This window comes from Xanthomonas sp. WHRI 10204, assembly GCF_040202875.1.
GTDB lineage: Bacteria > Pseudomonadota > Gammaproteobacteria > Xanthomonadales > Xanthomonadaceae > Xanthomonas.
The window spans coordinates 473,451-493,055 of record NZ_JBEGDW010000003.1; the positions used below are offsets into that span (position 1 = coordinate 473,451).

Consider the following 19,605-nt stretch of genomic DNA (forward strand, 5'->3'; position numbering starts at 1 on the left):
TGATTGACGGTGGACAACCCTCGCTTGCATCGGCTGTTCTACCGGCTAACAAGGTGGCGTCCTGCGTTACCATGCGGTCATGAACACTAAATTTCTTCTTGTTGCACTACTGCTGTGTGCCTCTGCTTCTGCACAAGGTGTTTCGCCGACCACCACACGTGAGGTGGGACAGCTTTTCAAAGCACTTGAACAATCCAACTGCGAATTTTCCCGCAACGGGTCGTGGTATGCAGCGCCGAAAGCCAGCGAACACCTGCAGCGCAAGTATGAGTACCTGCAGAAAAAGGCATTGGTCACGTCTACCGAGTCTTTCATCGAACTCGCCGCGACCAAGAGCAGCATGTCGGGCAAGCCGTATCAGGTGCGTTGCGGGAACGCCGCGCCGGTATCGAGCCAGTCATGGTTCATCGGCAAGCTACGGGAGTTACGTAAGCGACCCTCGAACAACGAAGCCGCGTCCGGCTAAAAGCGGCTGACGAAAGCTAGCGAGCAGCTGTCAGGTGGGTGTGCACGGCGTGCTCAGAACCTAGGTGTAGGCATGGCCCAAGCCGCACCGAGCACCGGTCGCGTCCGCCTGGCGGCTGTACGGTGGTTTTGTTAACTGCTCTAAACCACCCGTCCGCGTTTGATCGACTGATCAACATGCAGTGGATCGCTCACGCAGTGTTGCCGGCGGGCTTGCGGCATAGGGCCGCCTGTTTGACCCCTGAACGGGGCCACGACGCGTCGATTGCCTGGCACACCAACAGGTGATGCACTTTTTCAGCGAACGCTAGGTGGCCGGTGGAGTGCGAGTCTCCGCTATCAACGCGCCTCCGCAGCAGGCATTGATGCTGCACACAGTCCCGTTGTAAGCGCTGCCGATGACGTGTTGCAGATCACGCCGAATGATCTGTAGTTGGCTGCTGACTTGCCCGAGATACACATCGAACGCTGACGACTTGGTGGCATGCTGCGAGGCGCTTGATACGGACCTGGGTCGGTGACCGCAGAACGTCAGTTATGACTGGATCAACTCGACGGAAGGCGGACAGCATGAGTGTCCACCAGTCGGTCAAGCCGAATCGGCGTCGCGGGTCGGCCTTATTCAGACATTTGGCGACTCAGTGAAACGTAGCCCGGACTGAGATGATGATGGAGGATGAACTCCAGAGGTAATGTCCTCGCTTTATCAATCGATCCGGACAATGCGCGGGCGGCTCGCTTCGCGATCTATCGTAGAAAAGAAAAGGATTGGATGCCTGCAGCTGGTAAGCCATTCAAAAAAACGCTGCCGTCGGGGACCGGTTCGCTACAGATCAGGCTGCTTTGAACGAGGGGCTACAGGTGGTTCTAGAACATGCTATTGAGTCCCTTGTTGGCTTCCCCAACAAGCGTCGACGCGAGTGATACAGCGGTCTAACAACGCATTCAAGCCGAGTCCGCTTCGGATATCTGCCTGGGGCGATTCAAGGGAGAGCGCACGGTGACGGACAAGAAGCGCAAGCCAGCAATGTCTGTGCAGTCCTTCATTGATGCACTCGACCATCCGCTCAAGCGGGAAATTGTTGCGATCAGGCAACTCTTGCTGAGTGCGGACCCGACAATCTCGGAGGAGATCAAATGGAATGCACCCAGCTTTCGCACCACCGAGCACTTTGCCACCATGCATTTGCGCGCAACAACCGCGGTGCAGCTTATTTTTCATCTGGGCGCCAAACCCGGACGGAAGGTTCCAGCAGACGCTATCGCTGATCCGGCAGGGCTATTGACGTGGCACGGAACAGACCGCGCCTCCCTCAGTTTTGCCGGGGCCGCGGATCTGGCACTCAAGCATGACGCATTGCTTGCGATCATTCGGCAATGGATCACGCATGTTTAGAGCGGCGAACAAAAGGACTGTGCAGCCGCCAAGTACGCGCGGCCAGTGCTTGGAATCGGCATGTGCTACTCGCACATTGACGACTGCTCGCTACGTTGTATTAGCGCTCTTCATTCAGTGAATCACCGGTGATGACGCGCATGTGGGCATGCCCCAACTGCAATCGCCAGTTCACTCGAACGAATCAGCGCCACGCGTGCGGAACAGGCGATCGACGCGAGGTCTTGCGCGGCAGGCCAGCCGATCTGGTGGAGCTGTATACCGCGCTGGAGACGTTCATGACCGCGCTTGGAGCAGTGGAGTGTGTCACGCGGGAGCGGTATGTCCTCTTCCGCAGCTGCAAGGTTTTTGCGGACGCCACCATCATGACAGACGCGATACGCCTTGCTGTCCACCTTGGGCGACGGGTGGACAACGCGATGTTCATTAAATCAGTGACAGATGGAAAGCAGGTGACGCAGATTGTGAAGCTCTACACACGGGCCGATCTTGAAGCCATAAAAACGTTTTTGCACGAGGCGTATGAGCATTCGATTGCTTCGCGCGCACTCTAGAAATCCCGTGAAGCCAACCCACTTGCAAGTCTGCGTGACTTATCGGCGCTTGCTCGACCCTACTGCAGCACGACACCGACGACGGTGCCGGGCTGGATCGTTCGCTTCAAGCCGCGCGTTTGGCGCAGTCATCGAATGCGTCGGCAACAAACGCACTCACCGCATCTTCCAGCTGCGCGGCGTGATCGCCCATCGCGCGTGCGGCAGCACTGGCGTCCTTCATGCGGGCGACGCCGTCGCGCATGTCGGTATCCACGTCGTTAAGGGTGTGATGCACCTGCGCAATGCTGCCGGCTTCCTGTTGCGAGGCGATGGCAATCTTGCTGAGCGTGCTGCTGACCTGACCGATGGTGGTCACGATGTGCTGCATGCCTTCGCCAGCGTGGCGCACCTGCTGCACGCCTGCCTGCATGTGCGTGACCGACTCGCCGATCAGCGTCTTGATCTGGCTGGCGGCGGTGGACGAGCGAAGCGCCAGCGCGCGCACTTCGCTGGCCACCACTGCAAAACCGCGGCCTTCATCGCCAGCGCGCGCGGCTTCGACTGCGGCGTTCAAGGCCAGGATATTGGTCTGGAACGCAAGGCCGTCGATCACCGAGATGATGTCCTGGATGCGACGCGATGCTTGCTCCATCTGCTGCATGGTACCCATCGCCTGTTGCATGGTGTCGCCGCCACTGCGTGCAGCCTCCGAAGCAGCGGCAGTGAGTTTGTCCGCATCCGCTGCCTGGGCGGTGTGTTGCTGCATGGTGCCGAGCACTGCCTGCATCTGGGTAGCGGTGTGGCCCAACGTAGCCGACTGACGCTGCACTTGCTGCTCCAACGCATCGTTGCGGGTGAGGATGTGGCCGGCCGCATGATTGATCGCGCTGCTTGAGCTGCGGATCTGCGCAATGATGCGGGCCAGTTCATCGGCGGTGGCATTGGCATCGCGCTTCATCTGCTCGAACACGCCTTCGCACGGGCGATCGATGCGTTGCGACAGATCGCCGCGCGACATCGCCCCCAGCATCTGTCGCATGTCCTGCAGGCTGTCGTCGGTGATGGTGAGGAAGCGGTTGACGCCGTCGGCCAGCTGGCCGAGCGTGCCGCCGTTGGCATGCCCGTGCAGGCGCGCGCCCAGTTCGCCGCGCGTGGCCTGTGCGATGACGGTTGCCAGCTGCTCTTCCAGCATCAGGTCCTGGGTGCGGTCCTGCCACTCCACCACCACGCCCAGCGAACTACCGTCATGATCGTGCACCGGCGTGATGTTTTCCTGCAGCTGCAGCGCAGCGAGGGCGCGCGTTCTGCTGGTGCCGGTGGCATGCCCCAGCTGCACTGCATCGGCCAACGCGGTCTCCAGCACATCGGCATCGACGTGCGTGCTCAGTTGCTGGAACGACTGATTGCGGTAGATGGCAGCGCCCTGCCCGTCGACGATGGCCACCGCCATCGCCGAGGCGTCCAATGCCAGACGGATGCGGCGGTTTTCCAGCAGTAATTGCTGTTGCTGCGCGATGCGTTCTTCCACCTGCACGCTCATCCGCACCAGCGCTTGCGCCAGCGACCCGCTGCGGAAGGTCTGCTGCATGATCGCCGGCGGCAAGGTGGCACCGGTCGCCAGGGTGTCGGCCAGTTCCGCCAATGCGTCGGCCTCGTGATCCAACGCATCGACCTGACGCCGCAATTGGATAGCCATCACGCAGACGAAGGCGGTTTCCACGATCACGTAGCCAGCGTGCAACAGCACGATGCCGAAGCCGCTGCCCACAGTGAAGGCCTGCACCGGCATCCCGCGCGATTGCAGCCAGTAGAACGCAAGATGGTGCACGGCGATGGCGCCGGCGGCGACCACCACCGGTAGCCAGTCGCGGTAATACAGCAACAACGCCAGGATCACGAACACGCCGAAGTGCATTTCCACCAGACCATGCGCTTGCTGGATGGTGGCGGCGACCAGAGCCATCAGCACCAGCGCGTTGGTAATCCGGGTCAGGCGCGTGCCTGGGTTTGCATGCACCTGCCAGGCCATCAGCAGCAGGCTGGGCAGAGTGACGGCAAGAAAGGTGGTCCATTGGCCCTGGCTCCAGGCCAGGACCAGCGAGCCGGCACTCTGCAGCACCGCCAACCATAGGAACAGCCGGTCGGCCTTGATGGCCAGACGCGTGGCGTAGTTGGAGGTCGGCGGCGCCGATGCGGACAGTTCCATCATGACAGCGACTCCACGGCACACGGACAGGGGGACACCACTGCGGCACTTGCCGCGCGGTTTAGAACTTCAGGCAGCCAACGCGACCACGCCGCCGCACCCGCAGTGCCGCACACCGCGCCACCGTCTGCAGGACCGGCATAGCGCGGCTGACCATCGGCGCCGAGCAACCACACGGCGTAACCGCTGCCCTGCAGTGCCGGGCTGTCCAGTAGCCGCACATGACCGCCGCGGGCGCGCACGGCGGCGCTGAGCATGGCCCAGGCGCGATCTGATGCGAGATCGGTGCAGGCGCAGGCGCCGACGACGCCGATCAACATTGGCGCTGGTTGGGCGGCCGGTAGGCCCGCCTGGACCTGTGCCCAAGCACTGCTCAGATCACCGGCTTGCGCGCGCGGAGTTGTCCAGGCCACGGCAATCCAGCCGCACCATAGTGCGAGCAGGGCGATGCCCAGGGTACGTCGCGATGCACAAGACAGGCTGCCGAACACAGGCATAGAGGAGTGGCTTCGCGAAATAAGGTGAGCCCTTATCGGACGCGCCTGCGTGCGCTTGAGCCAGCTTGCGATTGAAGTTTACGATGGCAGCGATAGGCGGGCGCTTGGCCGTTGCGCTGCAAGCGTTTGCCACCGCATCTGCCCATGCCGTGGCGATCAGGCATTTAGCTGAAACGCGATTTTGTGAGCACCCGTTCACACTCTTGCAGCTGCCCGCAGCAGGTCGTCAACGCCGCCGAGACGGGCGCGGTGGCATCGCCACGCCTCCGCGACTTGCCGGATTACTCCAGCTCGGCGGCCGTGAGCGCATCGGCGCAACACCGCAGACCGCCTGCCGTGCGCCCCCGGACGTCAGCGGTGGGCAACACGGCAGGCAATCGGAGCAGCCGGCGGACTACCTGCGCCAACCGCACAGCCACGCAGCCACGCAGCCACGCGCGTGGTGACTACGATCATTTCCACGCCAGGGCACCTCCCCGGCCGTCAGCGCGGGTCAGCCCGCCTATGCATGCGCCATCGCTTCGTCGGCATCCAAGGCGGGCAGCGGCTGTTGGGCGCGATCGAAGCGCTCGCGTGCGGCGCGGATGCCGGCATGGTTTTCGCCTGCCCAGTTGAGCAGTTGCGAGACCGGGCCGAGCAGGGCGACGCCGAGCTTGGACAGTGCGTATTCCACGCTGGGCGGCTTGGTGGCGTAGACCTTGCGGGTGATCATGCCGTTGCGCTCAAGGTTGCGCAGGGTCTGGGTCAGCATCCGCTTGGAGATGTCCGGCACGGCGCGCTGGATGGCGCTGAAGCGGGACGGGCCGGGGATCAGCGTCAACAGGATCAGCAAGGTCCACTTGTCGCCGATCTGATCGAGCACATCGCGCACGGGGCACTTGGTGGCATCGAAGGGGCCTTCCAGAGAGGGCGGCGGTGGGAACAAGGCAATCGCATTCACGGGGGTATCTCACAGTAACCAGGGGGAGTAAAACTGCCTCCTTGCGAAGGACCGGGCGGTCCTGACAATAGGCTCGCTGACCACAAGGTCTAGATACTAGACCAAACCTCTTCTCTAAACCTATTGGAGCTCCACATGGCACATGCCTCCCCCCTGATTCTTGTTACCGGCGCCAGCGGACAGCTAGGTGCACTGGTCGTCGACGCGCTTCTGGAACATGTGCCTGCCAGCCGCATCGTAGCAACGGCCCGTGATACTGCGTCACTTGCCGAGTTCGCAAAACGCGACATCACGGTGCGTCAGGCCGACTACGCCGACCCGCACAGCCTGGACCTGGCCTTTGCGGGCGTCGGCCGGGTGTTGCTGGTGTCGTCCAACGCGGTGGGCGCACGCGTGGAGCAGCACCGCAATGTGATCGACGCGGCCAAGCGCGCCGGGGTGGAGTTGCTCGCCTACACCAGCATCCTGCGTGCGGACACCAGCACGCTGTCGCTGGCCGAAGAACATGTGGTCACCGAGGCGCTGCTGCGCGAGAGCGGCGTGCCGCACGTGCTGCTGCGCAACGGCTGGTACACCGAGAACTACACTGGCTCGATCGCGGCCGAAGTGGCGCACGGCGGGGCGATGGGCAGCTCGGGCGAGGGCAAGCTCAGCACCGCCACACGTGCCGACTATGCGGCGGCGGCGGCAGCGGTCCTGGCATCGGATGCGTCGCAGGCCGGGCAGGTCTATGAGCTGGCGGGCGATACCGCCTTCACGATGGCCGAGTACGCAGCCGAGCTGTCGCAGCTGGCGGGCAAGCCGGTGGTGTACCACGACCTCCCGGAAGCCGACTACGCTGCGGCGCTGGTGCAGGTGGGCGTGCCGGCCGGCTTTGCGCAGGTGCTGGCGCAGTGCTCGGCGTCCTCGCGCGGCGGCAGCCTGTTCGACGACAGCCACACCCTGAGTCGTTTGATCGGCCGCCCCACCACGCCATGGCGCGAGACCGTGGCGGCAGCGCTGGCGGCGGCACAGCCGGCAGCCTGAGCCAGGGGGCCGGGCCGGCCGCGAGACGCAGCAATGCGTGTGGCGGCCGGTGAAGCCAAGCAACGCCATGCCCGTCGGGTGTGGCGTTTTTTTTTGGCCTGTGCCAGTGCGCTGCAGATGACGCGCTCGGTGCGGACTGGCTGCGCACGGCGATAGCCCTGGCCGGGCGTGGCGTCGCTTTGCAGATGTCTCTCGCGAGTTAAACCCTGCATTTTTCAGCGCTGCGATCGGCCGCTTGCTCATCCGCAATCGGGCCTCTGGGGCGGCGCGGTCGCCTGGCGCCAGCGGATTCCTGCGTGAGGGGCGACCGTAACGCGGCCCAGCGATCCTGGCGACTTAGAGCAGCTAATAAAACGACATCAGGCCAGTCTACTGCTGACCAGCTGATCTGCTGCCTGGCTGCAGGGCCCTTGCCCGCCCACCATCGCAGGACACGCTGCAAGAACGTCGTTGTCAGCGCTTACGCGTCATCCATGCCGCGCAAGTTCCCGCGACGGTGGGCGGGCAAGGACCTGTGGAGCGCATGGCTTTCAACAAAACAGCCATCGCACTGTCTGGCGCGGTGTCCTCGCCGATTGCGGGACCGTTGGCGGCACGGATGCCGCCACCGAGCCCCCAGGGACGGGTTCACGGCGTGTCCCGCGAGCGGTGAGGGCACCGCGCATTCGACCCTGCACTCGCTGACAGGCTCTCGTTCGATTTTGTTCGCCGCTCTTACTGGCGAGGTGCCACCAGCCCCGTTCGAAGAGCGCATTCCTCAATCTGGCCGACTGTTCGACTGTTCGACTGTTCGACCGTCACGGTCAACGTGCGTGCCAGGCGTATCGCTGCACGCAGCGCCTGCTCAGGCGGGTGGGCCACGCAAGGATCAGTGCAGACGTTACGGCCGCCAGGACTCCCGCCATAGCAGGGCCGCCACCGCTTCTCGACACAGCTCGCGTCGCCGGACTGACATCTACCGGACACGCGGTTGACACAGTCGCCAGTCGGATAACGGCCCGGATGTCACCAAACTGACATCAAACCTAAATATAACTGCACCCCATCGCTGCTACGGCAGCAGTGCGGAGCGCCATGACGGTGCCCGGCGTCCGGCCGCACGCGCCCTATGCGAGGGCGCTTCGACCGGCCACGCCACCGCCGCCCAGTTTCCCTTGCCGAGCCGGATCCATGAAAAAACGCAATCTCGCCACCGTCCTGTGCGCCCTCAGCGCGACCGCCAGCGGCAGCACGCTGGCCGCCGAGCTGGAGTTATACGTCGACCGCAAGACCAAGCAGATCTTTGCCGAGCCGGCACCCGGGCGCGACAAGCTGGGCACCTTTGTGCAGGTGGACGAAAACGGCAAGCTGCCCGCCTCGGCGATGCCTGCCGCGCCGGCACAGACGCTGCCTCCGGCACCTGGCGCAACCGTGCCGGCCGACACTGCCATCGCACAGGCCGCCCCTGCACCGGCGCCAGCCGCCGCAACGGCCAAGGCCGGCGATGTCGGCAAGAAGTGGTACGACAAGCTGAGCCTGCGTGGCTACACCCAGATCCGCTACAACCAGGGCATTGGCGGCGATGCGCAGGACCTGCGTGCGCCGGGCGATCGCTTCATCGGCAACGACCAGAGCCTGGGCATCCGGCGTGCGCGCCTGGTGCTGAGCGGCGATCTCAACGAGCACGTGTCGCTGTATTTCCAGCCGGATTTCGCCAGTACCCCGACTGGTTCGACCACCTCCAACTTTGCGCAGCTGCGCGATGCCTACGCCGATATCTTCTTCGACAAGAAGCGCGAGTACCGCGTGCGTGTGGGTCAGTCGAAGATGCCGTACGGCTGGGAAAACCTGCAGTCCAGCCAGAACCGCCTCACCCTGGATCGCGCCGACGCGCTCAACTCCGGCCTGCGCGACGAACGCGATATCGGTGCGGTGTTTTACTACAGCCCCACCGTCGCCAAGGGCCGCTTCCAGGACCTGGTCAAATCCGGTCTGAAGGGCTCGGGCGATTACGGCGTGCTGGGCGCGGGCGTGTACAACGGCCAGGGCGCCAACCGCGCCGAGCGTAACGACGGCATGCATGCGGTGGTGCACGCCACCTACCCGTTCAAATTCGCCAACGGCCAGTATCTGGAAGTGGGCGCCGATGCCTACGCCGGCAAGTTCGTGCCGACGGCGGCGGCGGTGAATATCGGCGGCCGCAGTTTCACTCCCGCCATCACCGACCCCAACGGCTATACCGACCAGCGCGTTGCCGCGCACGTCATCTATTACCCGCAGCCGTTCGGCTTGCAGGCCGAGTGGACGGTGGGTCGCGGCCCGGAGCTGGATGTGGCGCAGCGCCGCATCCGCACCCGCTCGCTGAGCGGCGGGTATGTGCAGGCGATGTTCAAGCACGACTTCAACTACGGCACCTTGCTGCCGTACCTGAAATGGCAGACCTACCGCGGCGGCTCCAAGTTCGACACCAATGCGCCGCGCATGCGTCTGGACGAAGTGGAAGCCGGTGTCGAATGGCAGCCGATGGACGCGCTGGAACTGGTGTTTGCGTATTCGAAGATGAAGCGCACCGACGTCACCACGGCGCCGTATCCGGTGGTGGAAGGCGATCTGCTGCGCTTGCAGTTGCAGGTCAACTACTGAGTCACGCCATTCGCGGCCACGCCGCGCGCACCACCGCAGCAGTGGGCGTGATGCAACGCTGCGGTGCTACGACTGCAAACGCCCCGCCCTGTGCGGGGCGTTTGCATAACGACGCTGCGTGTTGTGGTGCAGATGTGCTGGTACGCCCCTGCAATGCGATGCCTGCACAACGTTGAGGGCAGTGGCGGTTGTTGCACGTCAAGACATCGCGCTGTGCGACCCTTTGTGCGGCAGCGACATGTCGATGACATGGTGTAAGCACTGCATTGCCTTGCAGTTGTCCGTGCCTGCCAGGCTGGTGCAAGCGCGGATCGTGCGCCATTGCATGCGCTGCGATGCCCGGTCGTCCAGAACCGCAGGTGACTGTCTGCCACTGAGGTGCACATCGCAACGCAAGCGCGTCCTGTCGCCTGTCTCCGTACCAACGCCTACGCTGCTTCGCGGTCGAATGCCTCACGCGCTTGCTCGATCGCATGCTGGTTATCCAGCGTCCAGGCGCACAGTAATTGGATTGGTTCTTTCAGACGCAGGCCGAGCGGAGTGATGCGGTATTCCACTGCAATCGGCGAGCGCACGATGACCGTGCGCACGATGATGCCGTTGCGCTCCAGCCGGCGCAGGCACTGGGTCAAGGCTTTTTGCGAAACGCCTTCGAGATTGCGCTTGATGGCGTTGAAACGCAGCGGCGTCACCAGCAGGCAGGCCAGCACCATCACCGACCATTTGTCTGCCAGTTGCTCCAACGTCTCACGGCCTGGGCAATCGAATTTGAAAGCGGGTTGCAGCATCGCTGTGTTCATTGCAAGTGTCTCGTGGGATACCTGGTGGATAAGTGGTGCCTGATTGACATCAGGTTTATAGAATATACCTTGTGATGCATCCCGCGACGACCGGCTGCACAGCCTCTCCCCGGGACAACATCTCCTGCCGGCACTCTGGTTGCGGCAGGCGTCTCCGGCCATTCGGCCCCCTGACCCAGCGAGCATGCATCATGAAGGCAGTACGGTTTCACCAGCACGGCGGCACCGACGTGCTGGTCTATGAAGAAGTTCCGCAGCCGCAGCCCGGCAATGGCGAAGTGCTGATCAAGATCGAAGCGGTCGGCCTGAACTTTGCCGACGTCATGCGTCGGCGCGGCGATTACATCGAGGCATCGCCACTGCCGTACACCCTCGGGATCGAGGTGGCCGGTACGATCGCCGCGCTCGGCGAAGGCGTCACCGGGCTGGAGGTGGGCATGGCCGTGCTGGCCACGCCGGGCGTGGGCGGCTATGCGCAATACATCGCCTTCCCCGCCGCGTTGGTGGTGCCGTTGCCGCCGGGCGTGAGCGCGGTGCAGGCCGCCGCAGTGGTCGCGCACGGGCTCACTGCCGGTATCGCGTTGCGGCAAGCCGCGCGGCTGGCACCGGGCGAGACGATATTGATCGAAGCGGCGGCCGGCGGTGTGGGTTCGTTCGCGGTGCAACTGGCCAAACTCTATGGCGCCGGCAAAGTGATCGCTGCGGCCAGCTCGCCGGAAAAACGCGCACTGGCCGAACGCCTGGGCGCCGATGCCTCGGTGGACTACACCGCACCCGGCTGGTCCGAGCAGGTGCTGGCACTGACCGATGGACGCGGCGTGGATGTGATCCTGGAAAGTGCCGGCGGCGACAGTGTGGGTGAAGGCCTCGCGGCATTGGCACCGTTCGGGCGCATGGTGTTTCTGGGCCAGTCCAGCGGCAAGACTGCATTGATCGACCCCTGGCAGCTCACGCTGAAGAACCACACGCTGACCAGCTTCTACATCGGCGGCTACCAGGCCCAGCCCGGACTGCTGCAGGAGGTGCTGGGCGAGATCATGGGCTTCATCATGACCGGCAAACTCGCTCCGCAAATCGGCACGGTGTTGCCGCTGGCGCAGGCCGCGCAGGCGCACCAATTGCTGGAAAGTCGCCAGACCACCGGCAAGGTAGTGCTGGAGCCCTGGGCCGAGTAACCGCGACAGACAAAACGACCGCGTCGGCGAGCGCCATGCACCGGGTTGCGTGGTGAGGCCCGCAACCGGGCTCAAACCCATCGCGAGATTGGATGGCTTTGAAGGCATGCACGGCATCACTGCTGGTCACACCACACAACACCCGCAGCGGCCATCGAATCGGCGGTCACTGCGGGTGTTGCACGTTGCGCGTTTCAAAATGCGCGTCTGCATGCCGCACCGCGCGATGGTGCGACGGCCAGTGCTGGATCGTTGCGCTGCGGCCGGCCACACCCGGCGCACTCGGCATCAGCGCCAGCACCTCGTTTGCGGTTAGCCCCCTAAGGCGCGGGTAACGACACCGTGCAGCACGCCACAAGGACGCAGGCATGGAGCGGTTGGCAACCCGCCGACATGCGCAGGCGTTGGAGTACGACGCATCGCGTTTCTGGTGGTTTCTATCTTCCGTAACGGAAAAGACCATTGGCCTGCAGATGTGGTTGCATCAGCGCTGTATCAGGCGAAGACTGCGCATGGTGGGGACTAACAATGCGTGCAAGCAGACGCAACTAAGAGCAGCAAACAAAAGGACTGTGCTCACCGCCAGGTGGGCGCGGCCGATGCTCGGTGCGGCGTGTACCACGCGTACACTCCGGTTCCTGAGCGCGCCGTCCACACCCACCTGACGGCTGCTCGCTACGTTTTGTTAGGCGCTCTTAGCGGGTCGAGATGAATTCGGATGTTCTGCTGCCCTCAGACGCGCCACAGGTGAAATCATGAGCAAGGTATTCGTCAGCATCGGCCTTAGCCTTGATGGCTACATGGCGCCGGAAGGGATGACCATGGACGACCCCGAGCACAAAAATTGGGGAGCCAAGTGGGGCGCGATGATGGGTTGGCTGATCACAACACAGTACTTCCGCGAGAACGTGCTCAAACTCGCATCGAGTGGTGACACCGGCCCGGTCAACGACCTGGTCCGCAGCACCTTCGCACGCATCGGCGCCAACATCATGGGCAAGCGGATGTTCGATCAAGGCGAGGTTGCCTGGCCAGAGGAGGCTCCGTTCCACACACCGGTCTACGTGCTGACCCACGAGAAACGCGAGCCCTGGGTGCGCCCCGGCGGAACGACCTTCCACTTCATCAACGACGGGCCGGAACATGCGCTGGAACTGGCTCGCGAATCCGCTGGCAGCCGTGATATTCGGATTGCCGGTGGAGCGGATCTGATCCAGCAGTATCTGAGCTTGGGCGTTGTCGACGAGCTGGAGATTGCGTTGGCACCGGTCTTATTCGGCGGCGGACGACGTCTGTTCGAACACCTTGGCGAGCCCGCGACACAATTTCGTATCGACAGGGTTCTTGATGGGCCTGCGGCCACGCACCTGCGCTATGTGCGGCAGTGAGCTGAGGCCTGGCTCATACACTTAGGTGCGAGGCGCCAAAGCCCCTCTTATTGCAAACGCTCACTCCGCACATAGCGCAGACGCAAACGGGGTGGGCACCCTGCCCACCCCGTTATCGTTTTCGAAGCACGACCTTACGCTGTCACCGATAAGGCAGCCCCACGCGATCGCCGCTGCTACAGCGTGACCACGACCTTGCCTTTGACGCGGCCGCTGTCCACCTGCGCGAGCGCTTCTTGCGCACGTGCGAGCGGATACACCGTATCGATCACCGGGCGCAGTACGCCGCTGTCGAGCAAACCTGCCAACGTGCGCAGCTGCGGACCATCGCCGCGCATGAACAAGAAGGTGTACGACACCTGCCGCTGCCTGGCCTGCGCGCGCACCTTGCGGCTGAGCAGGCGCATTACCAGCTTGAGCGGAAACGCCAGCCCAAGTTGCTGCGCGAATGCCGGCGTCGGCGGGCCGGTCAGCGAAATCAATACACCGCCGGGCTTGAGCAGTTGCAGCGACTTGAGCAGCGTCGGCGTATCCAGGCTGTGCAGCACCACATCGTAATCGCGCACCAGCGCCTGGAAGTCCTGCCGCTTGTAGTCGATCACCAGATCGGCACCCAACGATTTGACCAGCTCCACATTGGCAGTGCTGGTGGTGGCTGCCACGTACGCTCCCAGATGCTTGGCCAGCTGGATCGCGATGGTACCCACACCGCCGGAGCCGGCATGGATCAACACCTTCTGACCAGGTTTGAGCGCGGCGGTTTCTACCAGCGCCTGCCAGGCGGTCAGGCCGACCAGCGGAAACGATGCGGCCTGCTCCATGCTCAGGCTGGCCGGCTTGTGCGCGACCACCGCTGCATCGATCGCCACGAACTCGGCCAAGGTGCCGATGCGGCCGGGTTCGATCTTGGCGAACACCGCATCGCCAACTGCGAAGTCGCGCACTGCGGTGCCGACCTGCGTCACCACGCCGGCCACATCGTTACCCAGCACGAAGGGCGTCTTGAACGGCAGCAGCATCTTGAATTCGCCATCGCGCACCTTGGCATCCAGCGGGTTCAGGCTGGCGGCGCTGACCTTGATCAACACATCGTTGGGGCGCAGCTGCGGCATCGGCATCTCGCCGATGCGCACCAGGCCATGTTTCTTGTACTGGTCGACAATGACGGCTTTCATGCGTGTTCCCCGCAGGCGCGTGCCCAGATCTTGGCATCGGTGCGATCAATCGTGTGCATCATGCGCGTGCTCCGGCAGCAGCCGAGCCGTTGGCGCGGGCTGGCGATGCAACCTGATCCAGCTTGAGTTCCTTGCGCAGCGCATTGCCGAGCATGCGGTTGGGCAACAGGCGACGCAGCAGGCTCATCTGCTTGGCCACCTTGCCGGCGGTGTAGCGCACCTTCGGTTGCGGATCCTGCGCTGCCTTGAGCACCACCTCGGCCACCACGCTGGGCGCATCGGCCTTTTGCATCACCTGTGCGACGTGTGCGGCCAGATGCGCGCGCATGTCCCGATAGATCTCCAGCGGAGCATCCGGCTGCAGCGAATTGGCGTCGAACGGCGTCCTGGTGTAGGCCGGCTCGATCACCGACACTCGGATGCCCCAATCGCGCAATTCGTGATCCAGCGATTCGCTGTACCCCTCGACGGCGTGCTTGCTGGCCACATACATCGCCGTATACGGAATCGGCACCAGCCCCAGCACCGAGCCGATGTTGAGGATGCGCCCGCTGCCTTGCTTGCGCATCTGGCCGATCACCGCATTGCTCATACGCACGGTGCCGAAGAAGTTGGTGTCGAACACCGACTGCGCCTGCGCGATGGAGCTCTCCTCTGCCGCGGCCGGTGCAACGCTGAAGCCGGCATTGTTGACCAACAGGTCCAGGCGGCCTTCCTTGCGCAGCAAGGTATCGATGGCGGTGGCCACCGACTCGTCGTTGGTGACATCCAGCGACAGCATCTGCACGCCGGGCGTGCTGGAGCGGCCACCGCGGCGGCTGGTGCCATAGACGGTGTAGCCGGCCTTGGCCAGGTGGACGGCGGTGGCTTCGCCGATACCGGAGGAGGCTCCGGTGACGAGTGCGATCTTGCTGTTCATGGGTGTCTCTGTCTCGAGTGATGGGTGCCGGCAAGCCATTGAGGGGCTGCCGTCGCACGCGGTGGTGGTGGAGAGCCGCGGCTGCGGCGGACTGCGATCTGTACGTCTAAAATATTACGAACATCATATTTTTGAACAACGATCAACCCGAGCGTTTTGCTCAGGCTGCGCCGAAGTGCTCGAGTGCCGCCTCACGCATCGCGGCCGACAATGCGGGGTCGTCCACCGCACGCGCCAGCATCAAGGTGCCGGCCATGGCGCAGACGGTCACCAGCGCACGCGCATGCGCCTGCGGCGTTCCCCAGTCCGGCGATTGGCGCGCGGCCAGGTCGATCATTTCCTTGATGCGACGCGTCGCTACCTGGCGCACCGCCGGTGCCTGACGCGGCATCTCCGAACCCAGCGCGGCGATCGGGCAGCCGGATTCGACGTTTTTGACGTGCCCATCGGACAGATACGCCCGCATCAGTGCCTGCGCCGCCTGCTCCGGCGGCACGGCGGCAGCGATCTGCGCAGAGTTGGCCACCGTCTGCGCGCCGGCATGGTCGGCGGCCTCGGCAAGCAGCGCATCGCGCGAAGAGAAATGCGCGTAGAAGCCGCCGTGGGTCAGGCCGGCCTCTTTCATGATGTCGGCCACGCCGGTGCCGTCGTAGCCGGTGCGCCGGATCGCGCGCGCAGCGACTTCGACGATGCGTGCATGGCTATCGGCCTTGCGGCCTGACGATGCGCGGGAGCGTGGCGAGGTCTTTTTCATGATGGTCATCATACATAAGATCGGTCGCGATGGAAGCCGCACCGGCGGCTGTCCGACGAGCGGTAGACCAAGGGGCACCGCCCGCTTTCAGGGCCCAGCGGCACCGCGACTGCACGGACAAGGGAACGGGAGTGGCAGTCGCACGCTTCGATGGAGCGCTGGCCTGGCAGCACGCGCGGCTGTCTGACAGACCGGATGGCGAGGTCGGTTCACGCCGGTCGGGCTGCGCGGGCATGCCGTGAAGTCACCCGATGCCGGCGCTGGCGACGGCGGTTGCGCATCCACGATCTGGCGAAAAGCATGGTGACAAAATCTGTCACCACCGCTTCCTAGACTGGGCGCCCACTCCGAGGAATGTCCTGGTGACCATCTTCACCCGCTCCCGCCCGACCGACCCTGCAGCTCCAAGCGCGCTCGATGCCCACGCGCCCACACTGATGCCCTCGCGTCCGGTCACGTTTGTGTTCCGCAGCGCTGGCCGGTCTTTTGTTGGCCGCCGCACAGGGGCTGCCGCCCATACCGGCAACCCAGTCGACCGACGACAGGCGCTTCTCTCCTGCAAGGTCACATCCACACGTGCCGCCGCCACCGGAGCACTGCGCCAATGAAGCGCCTTCAATACAACCGCTATGGTGGCCAGGACGTCATGCAGCTGGCCGAGTTCACGCTTGCTGCGCCGGCAAAAGGCTAGGTCGCAGTGAAGGTGAAGTACGCCGCGATCAATCCGGTCGACTGGAAGATGCGCAACGGCGTCATGAAGATCGTGACCGGGCGGACCTTTCCGCGTGCGATGGGCATGGATCTGTCGGGCGTGGTGCTCGCGGTGGGCGAAGGCGTCACCCGCTTCAAGCCCGGCGATGCGGTATTCGGCCTGGCGCGCTTCAAGGAGTGCGGCGCATTGGGCGAAGCGGTGATCACCACCGAAGAGAGCCTGGTCAAGAAACCCGATAACGTCCCCTATGAAAACGCTGCGTGCCTGGGCACGCCCGGGGTCACCGCGTGGAATGGTCTGGTCGACAAGGCGGCGCTGAAGAAAGGCCAGCATGTGTTCGTCAACGGCTGCGCCGGCGCGGTGGGCGAAGCGGCGGTGCAGCTGGCGCAGCTCTTGGGTGCAACCGTGTCCGGGAGTTGTAGCGCGGGGTCGATGGAGCGAGCCAGATCGCTGGGCCTGAAACAGGTCTACGATTACAGGGTGACCCGACCGGAAGACATCCATGAGCGCTTCGACGTGATCTTCGACACCTCGGCCGTCATGAAAGCTGCTGCGGGATTGGCATTGTTACGCGACAAGCGCGGCAGCTTCCTGGATCTGGAACCCGACCTGGGAAAGTTCGTCCGCGCCGTGGTGGACCGCCGCTTCAAGCTGGTGATCGGCAAGCCGTCCAGTGCCATCCTGGCTTATCTCGCCAGCGCTGCGGAAGCGGGAACCTTCGGCCTGCCGATCGGCGAGATCGTTCCGCTGGAAGGTGCCATCGGCTTGATGAATACCCTTGAATCCGGCCAGAAACGTCCGGGCAAGGGCCTGGTCAGAATGGACTGACATGTCGCGTAGCCAGCGCCTGTTCGATCTCTTGCAAGTGTTGCGTCGACACCGGGGAACCGTGTCCGGCAGCACGCTCGCACAAGAGCTTGGCGTCTCGTTGCGCACGATCCGGCGCGACATTGCGACCCTGCAGGCGATGGGTGCCGATGTCGAAGGCGAAGCGGGCGTGGGCTACATCCTGAGACCAGGCTTTGTGCTTCCGCCGCTCTCCTTCACCGAGGAAGAAATCCGCGCGCTGGTCACCGGCGCGCAGTGGGTCAGCAGCCAGAGCGACGATGCAATGACGCAGGCAGTGCAGAACGCACTGGCAAAACTCGACGGGGTGATCTCGCAGGAGGTGCGCCTGGCACTGGACGACAACGTGCTGTACATCAGCCGGGCACGGCGGCCAGAAGCGATCGTCGACCTTGGAAAAATCCGCAAGGCGCTGCATGCGCAACGCAAGTTGCAGATCGGCTATACGAGCAAGACCGGGGTGATCTCGGAGCGTACGATCTGGCCGATCATGCTGGGCCTGGTCGACGCACGGTGGCATATCGCCGCGTGGTGCGAAGCGTGCGGCGATTTCCGCATCTTCCACGCAGACTCTATCGACAGGATCGATTATCTGCAGGAGCAGTATCAACGCAATCGCCGCCAACTGGTGAAGCAATGGCGGACTAGCGCTGGCAGTCCATGTAAGCAGAGCGATTGCTGAGCGCTTGACCTGCAGCGGCTACGCCGATCGCCATCGTCGCCAAGACGTCGCTGGTGGCGTTGTGCAACAACCACCAGTGACGTCACCCAACAACCTAGCGGTGATTCATCCGCTCGAACAAGGCTTCACCCAAGCGACGGGTGTCGGCCGAAATGCCGATCAGCACCTCGTCCTTGCCGGCTTCCAGCTGGGCAATGGCCTCTTGCGCAAACTGCTCGGCAGACATCATGTTGCGCGCTGCGGTCCCTGCACTGCGGGTGCCGCCACCTAGCCCGGTATCGACAATTGGCGGAGCGATCTCGATCACGCGCACGGTACTGCCTTTCAACTGGTGACGCAGGCTCAGGGTGAAGGAGTGCAGCGCCGCCTTGCTGGCGCAATACACCGGCACATCGGCCATCGGCGAGAACGCCAGCCCCGAAGTGATGTTAATGATGGCCGCGTACTGTTGCTGCTGCAGCAACGGCAGCAGCTCGGCAATCAGATGGATCGGCGCGGTCAGGTTGATGGCAATTTCCTGATCGAGATGGGCCACAGCATCGGTGCCGGTGAAATCGCGATGCTGTTGCACACCGGCATTGTTGATCAGCACGTTGCAGTGCGGGTGCTGTGCCTGCAACCAGTCCACCAGTGCACGACGACTCGCCGTGTCGGTGATGTCGCAGACCTGGGTGATCAATGCTGGCAGCGTGTCCTTGGCCTGGCGTAACGCCGCGGCGCTGCGCCCACAGATGATGACGGTGTTGCCCTGCTCCACCAGCGCGCGTGCGAGCGCAAAGCCAATGCCGGTGGCACCGCCGGTGATCAAGAGGGTGTGTGAGGTGAGTTGCATGCGCAATATCCTTCCAGGGTCAGTGGAGGCGCGCCGATGATGGGTCGTGAGAGATCACCGGGCACACCTCGTTCCGGCAATGCCGGTCTCGGTGTCGCGGATACCCTCAGCGGGAGAGCTTGCCACCCGGATCGGATGGATGACCGGGCTACCATCCGGCCTGCACTCTTTCGACCCCGCCACTGTAGCGATGCCATGCAACACAGGCAATTGCGCGGGATGCAATGACGTACGCAGGTTCAGCGTCGGCACTGTGTCGGCTGCGCTCACCGCGCGCGCTCCGCTGGCCGGCTACGTCGCGATGGCACGCGACAATCAGGCCGACGGCGTGGACGTGCACGTCGCAGGCAATGACCAGGTGGTCGCCCCCAATGCGCCGCACCTGCGCCTGGACGCTGTGGGAGCCGCTGTGCCATGACAACAGATGGACGCGCTGGAGCTGGTGTTCGCTTACGCGAAGATCAAGCGTAGCGACGTCACCGCCGTGCAGTCTCCGGTGGTCGAAAGCGAACTGCTGCGGTTGCAGTTGCAGATCAATGACCGCGTCCTGCAACCCGGTGAAAGCCATCGCGCCCACGCGTGCGGGGGCGCAATGTTGTTGCGTCGCAGATACCGGTCACCCGTTGCTTCGGCA

Annotated in this window: 17 protein-coding genes, 1 other RNA gene and 1 pseudogene; 11 read left to right on the plus strand and 8 right to left on the minus strand. The window is 63.7% G+C overall.

Translation table 11 applies throughout. The features are described from left to right. The first annotated feature begins 79 nt into the window (after positions 1–79). From ABQZ00_RS19015 to ABQZ00_RS19025, 3 genes are all read left to right on the plus strand, one after another. Positions 80–466 carry a YfeK family protein gene (locus tag ABQZ00_RS19015; RefSeq protein WP_323538488.1) on the plus strand — a complete coding sequence of 129 codons (387 nt, stop codon included), beginning with the start codon at positions 80–82 and terminating at the stop codon, positions 464–466. 999 nt (positions 467–1,465) lie between these two features. Then, on the plus strand, positions 1,466–1,861 hold the full coding sequence (locus tag ABQZ00_RS19020; RefSeq protein WP_323538487.1) for a DUF1801 domain-containing protein: 396 nt from the start codon (positions 1,466–1,468) through the stop codon (positions 1,859–1,861). A 140-nt stretch (positions 1,862–2,001) separates the two neighbouring features. Next, entirely contained in the window at positions 2,002–2,415 is a 414-nt protein-coding gene (locus ABQZ00_RS19025; RefSeq protein ID WP_349775723.1) for a DUF5655 domain-containing protein, read from the plus strand. A 106-nt stretch (positions 2,416–2,521) separates the two neighbouring features. Here ABQZ00_RS19025 and ABQZ00_RS19030 read toward each other — a convergent pair whose 3' ends face one another. From ABQZ00_RS19030 to ABQZ00_RS19040, 3 genes are all read right to left on the minus strand, one after another. Further along, positions 2,522–4,606 carry a methyl-accepting chemotaxis protein gene (locus ABQZ00_RS19030; protein WP_323538485.1) on the minus strand — a complete coding sequence of 695 codons (2,085 nt, stop codon included), beginning with the start codon at positions 4,604–4,606 and terminating at the stop codon, positions 2,522–2,524. After that, on the minus strand, positions 4,603–4,923 hold the full coding sequence (locus ABQZ00_RS19035) for a hypothetical protein (protein ID WP_323538484.1): 321 nt from the start codon (positions 4,921–4,923) through the stop codon (positions 4,603–4,605). The genes ABQZ00_RS19030 and ABQZ00_RS19035 overlap by 4 nt, the downstream gene beginning before the upstream one ends. 679 nt (positions 4,924–5,602) lie before the next feature. Next, positions 5,603–6,040, minus strand: coding sequence for a winged helix-turn-helix transcriptional regulator (locus ABQZ00_RS19040; protein WP_115515067.1), 438 nt, complete (start codon positions 6,038–6,040; stop codon positions 5,603–5,605). Between the two features lie 135 nt (positions 6,041–6,175). Between ABQZ00_RS19040 and ABQZ00_RS19045 the strand changes: the two genes are divergently transcribed. Together ABQZ00_RS19045 and ABQZ00_RS19050 are read left to right on the plus strand one after the other, a co-directional pair. Continuing rightward, positions 6,176–7,066, plus strand: a complete 891-nt coding sequence (locus ABQZ00_RS19045; protein WP_323538483.1) for an SDR family oxidoreductase — start codon at positions 6,176–6,178, stop codon at positions 7,064–7,066. A 1,170-nt stretch (positions 7,067–8,236) separates the two neighbouring features. Then, positions 8,237–9,688 carry an OprO/OprP family phosphate-selective porin gene (locus ABQZ00_RS19050; RefSeq protein WP_323538482.1) on the plus strand — a complete coding sequence of 484 codons (1,452 nt, stop codon included), beginning with the start codon at positions 8,237–8,239 and terminating at the stop codon, positions 9,686–9,688. Positions 9,689–10,116: 428 nt separating this feature from the next. Here ABQZ00_RS19050 and ABQZ00_RS19055 read toward each other — a convergent pair whose 3' ends face one another. Continuing rightward, positions 10,117–10,650, minus strand: coding sequence for a winged helix-turn-helix transcriptional regulator (locus tag ABQZ00_RS19055; protein ID WP_323538481.1), 534 nt, complete (start codon positions 10,648–10,650; stop codon positions 10,117–10,119). A 29-nt stretch (positions 10,651–10,679) separates the two neighbouring features. Here ABQZ00_RS19055 and ABQZ00_RS19060 point away from each other — a divergent pair, with 29 nt between their 5' ends. The 3 genes from ABQZ00_RS19060 (at position 10,680) to ABQZ00_RS19070 (ending at position 13,051) form a co-directional block, all read left to right on the plus strand. Continuing rightward, the gene (locus ABQZ00_RS19060) at positions 10,680–11,663 is read left to right on the plus strand and encodes a quinone oxidoreductase family protein (protein WP_115552686.1); all 984 of its coding nucleotides are present in this window, start codon (positions 10,680–10,682) and stop codon (positions 11,661–11,663) included. 613 nt (positions 11,664–12,276) lie between these two features. After that, positions 12,277–12,354: non-coding RNA, sX9 sRNA (locus tag ABQZ00_RS19065), on the plus strand. 64 nt (positions 12,355–12,418) lie between these two features. Then, complete coding sequence (locus ABQZ00_RS19070; RefSeq protein WP_323538480.1) at positions 12,419–13,051, plus strand: dihydrofolate reductase family protein; 633 nt, start codon at positions 12,419–12,421, stop codon at positions 13,049–13,051. A gap of 176 nt (positions 13,052–13,227) precedes the next feature. Here the strand turns inward: ABQZ00_RS19070 and ABQZ00_RS19075 are convergent, their stop codons facing one another. The 3 genes from ABQZ00_RS19075 to ABQZ00_RS19085 all read right to left on the minus strand — a co-directional run bounded on the left by ABQZ00_RS19075 (position 13,228) and on the right by ABQZ00_RS19085 (position 15,899). Further along, positions 13,228–14,226 (minus strand): NADP-dependent oxidoreductase, encoded by a 999-nt coding sequence (locus tag ABQZ00_RS19075; protein WP_323538479.1) that lies wholly within the window; start codon positions 14,224–14,226, stop codon positions 13,228–13,230. 58 nt (positions 14,227–14,284) lie between these two features. After that, positions 14,285–15,145 (minus strand): oxidoreductase, encoded by an 861-nt coding sequence (locus ABQZ00_RS19080; RefSeq protein ID WP_323538478.1) that lies wholly within the window; start codon positions 15,143–15,145, stop codon positions 14,285–14,287. A gap of 160 nt (positions 15,146–15,305) precedes the next feature. After that, positions 15,306–15,899: a TetR/AcrR family transcriptional regulator gene (locus ABQZ00_RS19085; RefSeq protein ID WP_238692082.1), complete on the minus strand. Its 594-nt coding sequence runs from the start codon at positions 15,897–15,899 to the stop codon at positions 15,306–15,308. A gap of 697 nt (positions 15,900–16,596) precedes the next feature. Here ABQZ00_RS19085 and ABQZ00_RS19090 point away from each other — a divergent pair. Both ABQZ00_RS19090 and ABQZ00_RS19095 read left to right on the plus strand, forming a co-directional pair. Continuing rightward, on the plus strand, positions 16,597–17,439 hold the full coding sequence (locus tag ABQZ00_RS19090; RefSeq protein WP_323538477.1) for an NAD(P)-dependent alcohol dehydrogenase: 843 nt from the start codon (positions 16,597–16,599) through the stop codon (positions 17,437–17,439). 1 nt (position 17,440) lies between these two features. After that, entirely contained in the window at positions 17,441–18,139 is a 699-nt protein-coding gene (locus tag ABQZ00_RS19095; RefSeq protein WP_323538476.1) for a helix-turn-helix transcriptional regulator, read from the plus strand. 94 nt (positions 18,140–18,233) lie between these two features. Here the strand turns inward: ABQZ00_RS19095 and ABQZ00_RS19100 are convergent, their stop codons facing one another. Continuing rightward, a complete protein-coding gene (locus ABQZ00_RS19100) occupies positions 18,234–18,971 on the minus strand; it encodes an SDR family oxidoreductase (protein WP_323538475.1) in 738 nt (245 codons plus the stop codon). A gap of 370 nt (positions 18,972–19,341) precedes the next feature. Here ABQZ00_RS19100 and ABQZ00_RS19105 point away from each other — a divergent pair. Continuing rightward, positions 19,342–19,509: pseudogene (locus ABQZ00_RS19105) on the plus strand (porin); the annotation flags it as partial. Positions 19,510–19,605 lie beyond the last annotated feature (96 nt).

Excerpts from the sequence above, each read along its gene's own strand:
- ABQZ00_RS19045 (WP_323538483.1), top strand. The coding sequence starts at position 6,176 with ATGGCACATGCCTCCCCCCTGATTCTTGTTACCGGCGCCAGCGGACAG.
- ABQZ00_RS19075 (WP_323538479.1), bottom strand. The coding sequence starts at position 14,226 with ATGAAAGCCGTCATTGTCGACCAGTACAAGAAACATGGCCTGGTGCGC.
- ABQZ00_RS19025 (WP_349775723.1), top strand. The coding sequence starts at position 2,002 with ATGTGGGCATGCCCCAACTGCAATCGCCAGTTCACTCGAACGAATCAG.
- ABQZ00_RS19030 (WP_323538485.1), bottom strand. The coding sequence starts at position 4,606 with ATGATGGAACTGTCCGCATCGGCGCCGCCGACCTCCAACTACGCCACG.
- ABQZ00_RS19100 (WP_323538475.1), bottom strand. The coding sequence starts at position 18,971 with ATGCAACTCACCTCACACACCCTCTTGATCACCGGCGGTGCCACCGGC.
- ABQZ00_RS19080 (WP_323538478.1), bottom strand. The coding sequence starts at position 15,145 with ATGAACAGCAAGATCGCACTCGTCACCGGAGCCTCCTCCGGTATCGGC.
- ABQZ00_RS19035 (WP_323538484.1), bottom strand. The coding sequence starts at position 4,923 with ATGTTGATCGGCGTCGTCGGCGCCTGCGCCTGCACCGATCTCGCATCA.
- ABQZ00_RS19055 (WP_323538481.1), bottom strand. The coding sequence starts at position 10,650 with ATGGCCGGAGACGCCTGCCGCAACCAGAGTGCCGGCAGGAGATGTTGT.
- ABQZ00_RS19095 (WP_323538476.1), top strand. The coding sequence starts at position 17,441 with ATGTCGCGTAGCCAGCGCCTGTTCGATCTCTTGCAAGTGTTGCGTCGA.
- ABQZ00_RS19015 (WP_323538488.1), top strand. The coding sequence starts at position 80 with ATGAACACTAAATTTCTTCTTGTTGCACTACTGCTGTGTGCCTCTGCT.
- ABQZ00_RS19085 (WP_238692082.1), bottom strand. The coding sequence starts at position 15,899 with ATGAAAAAGACCTCGCCACGCTCCCGCGCATCGTCAGGCCGCAAGGCC.
- ABQZ00_RS19050 (WP_323538482.1), top strand. The coding sequence starts at position 8,237 with ATGAAAAAACGCAATCTCGCCACCGTCCTGTGCGCCCTCAGCGCGACC.
- ABQZ00_RS19060 (WP_115552686.1), top strand. The coding sequence starts at position 10,680 with ATGAAGGCAGTACGGTTTCACCAGCACGGCGGCACCGACGTGCTGGTC.
- ABQZ00_RS19070 (WP_323538480.1), top strand. The coding sequence starts at position 12,419 with ATGAGCAAGGTATTCGTCAGCATCGGCCTTAGCCTTGATGGCTACATG.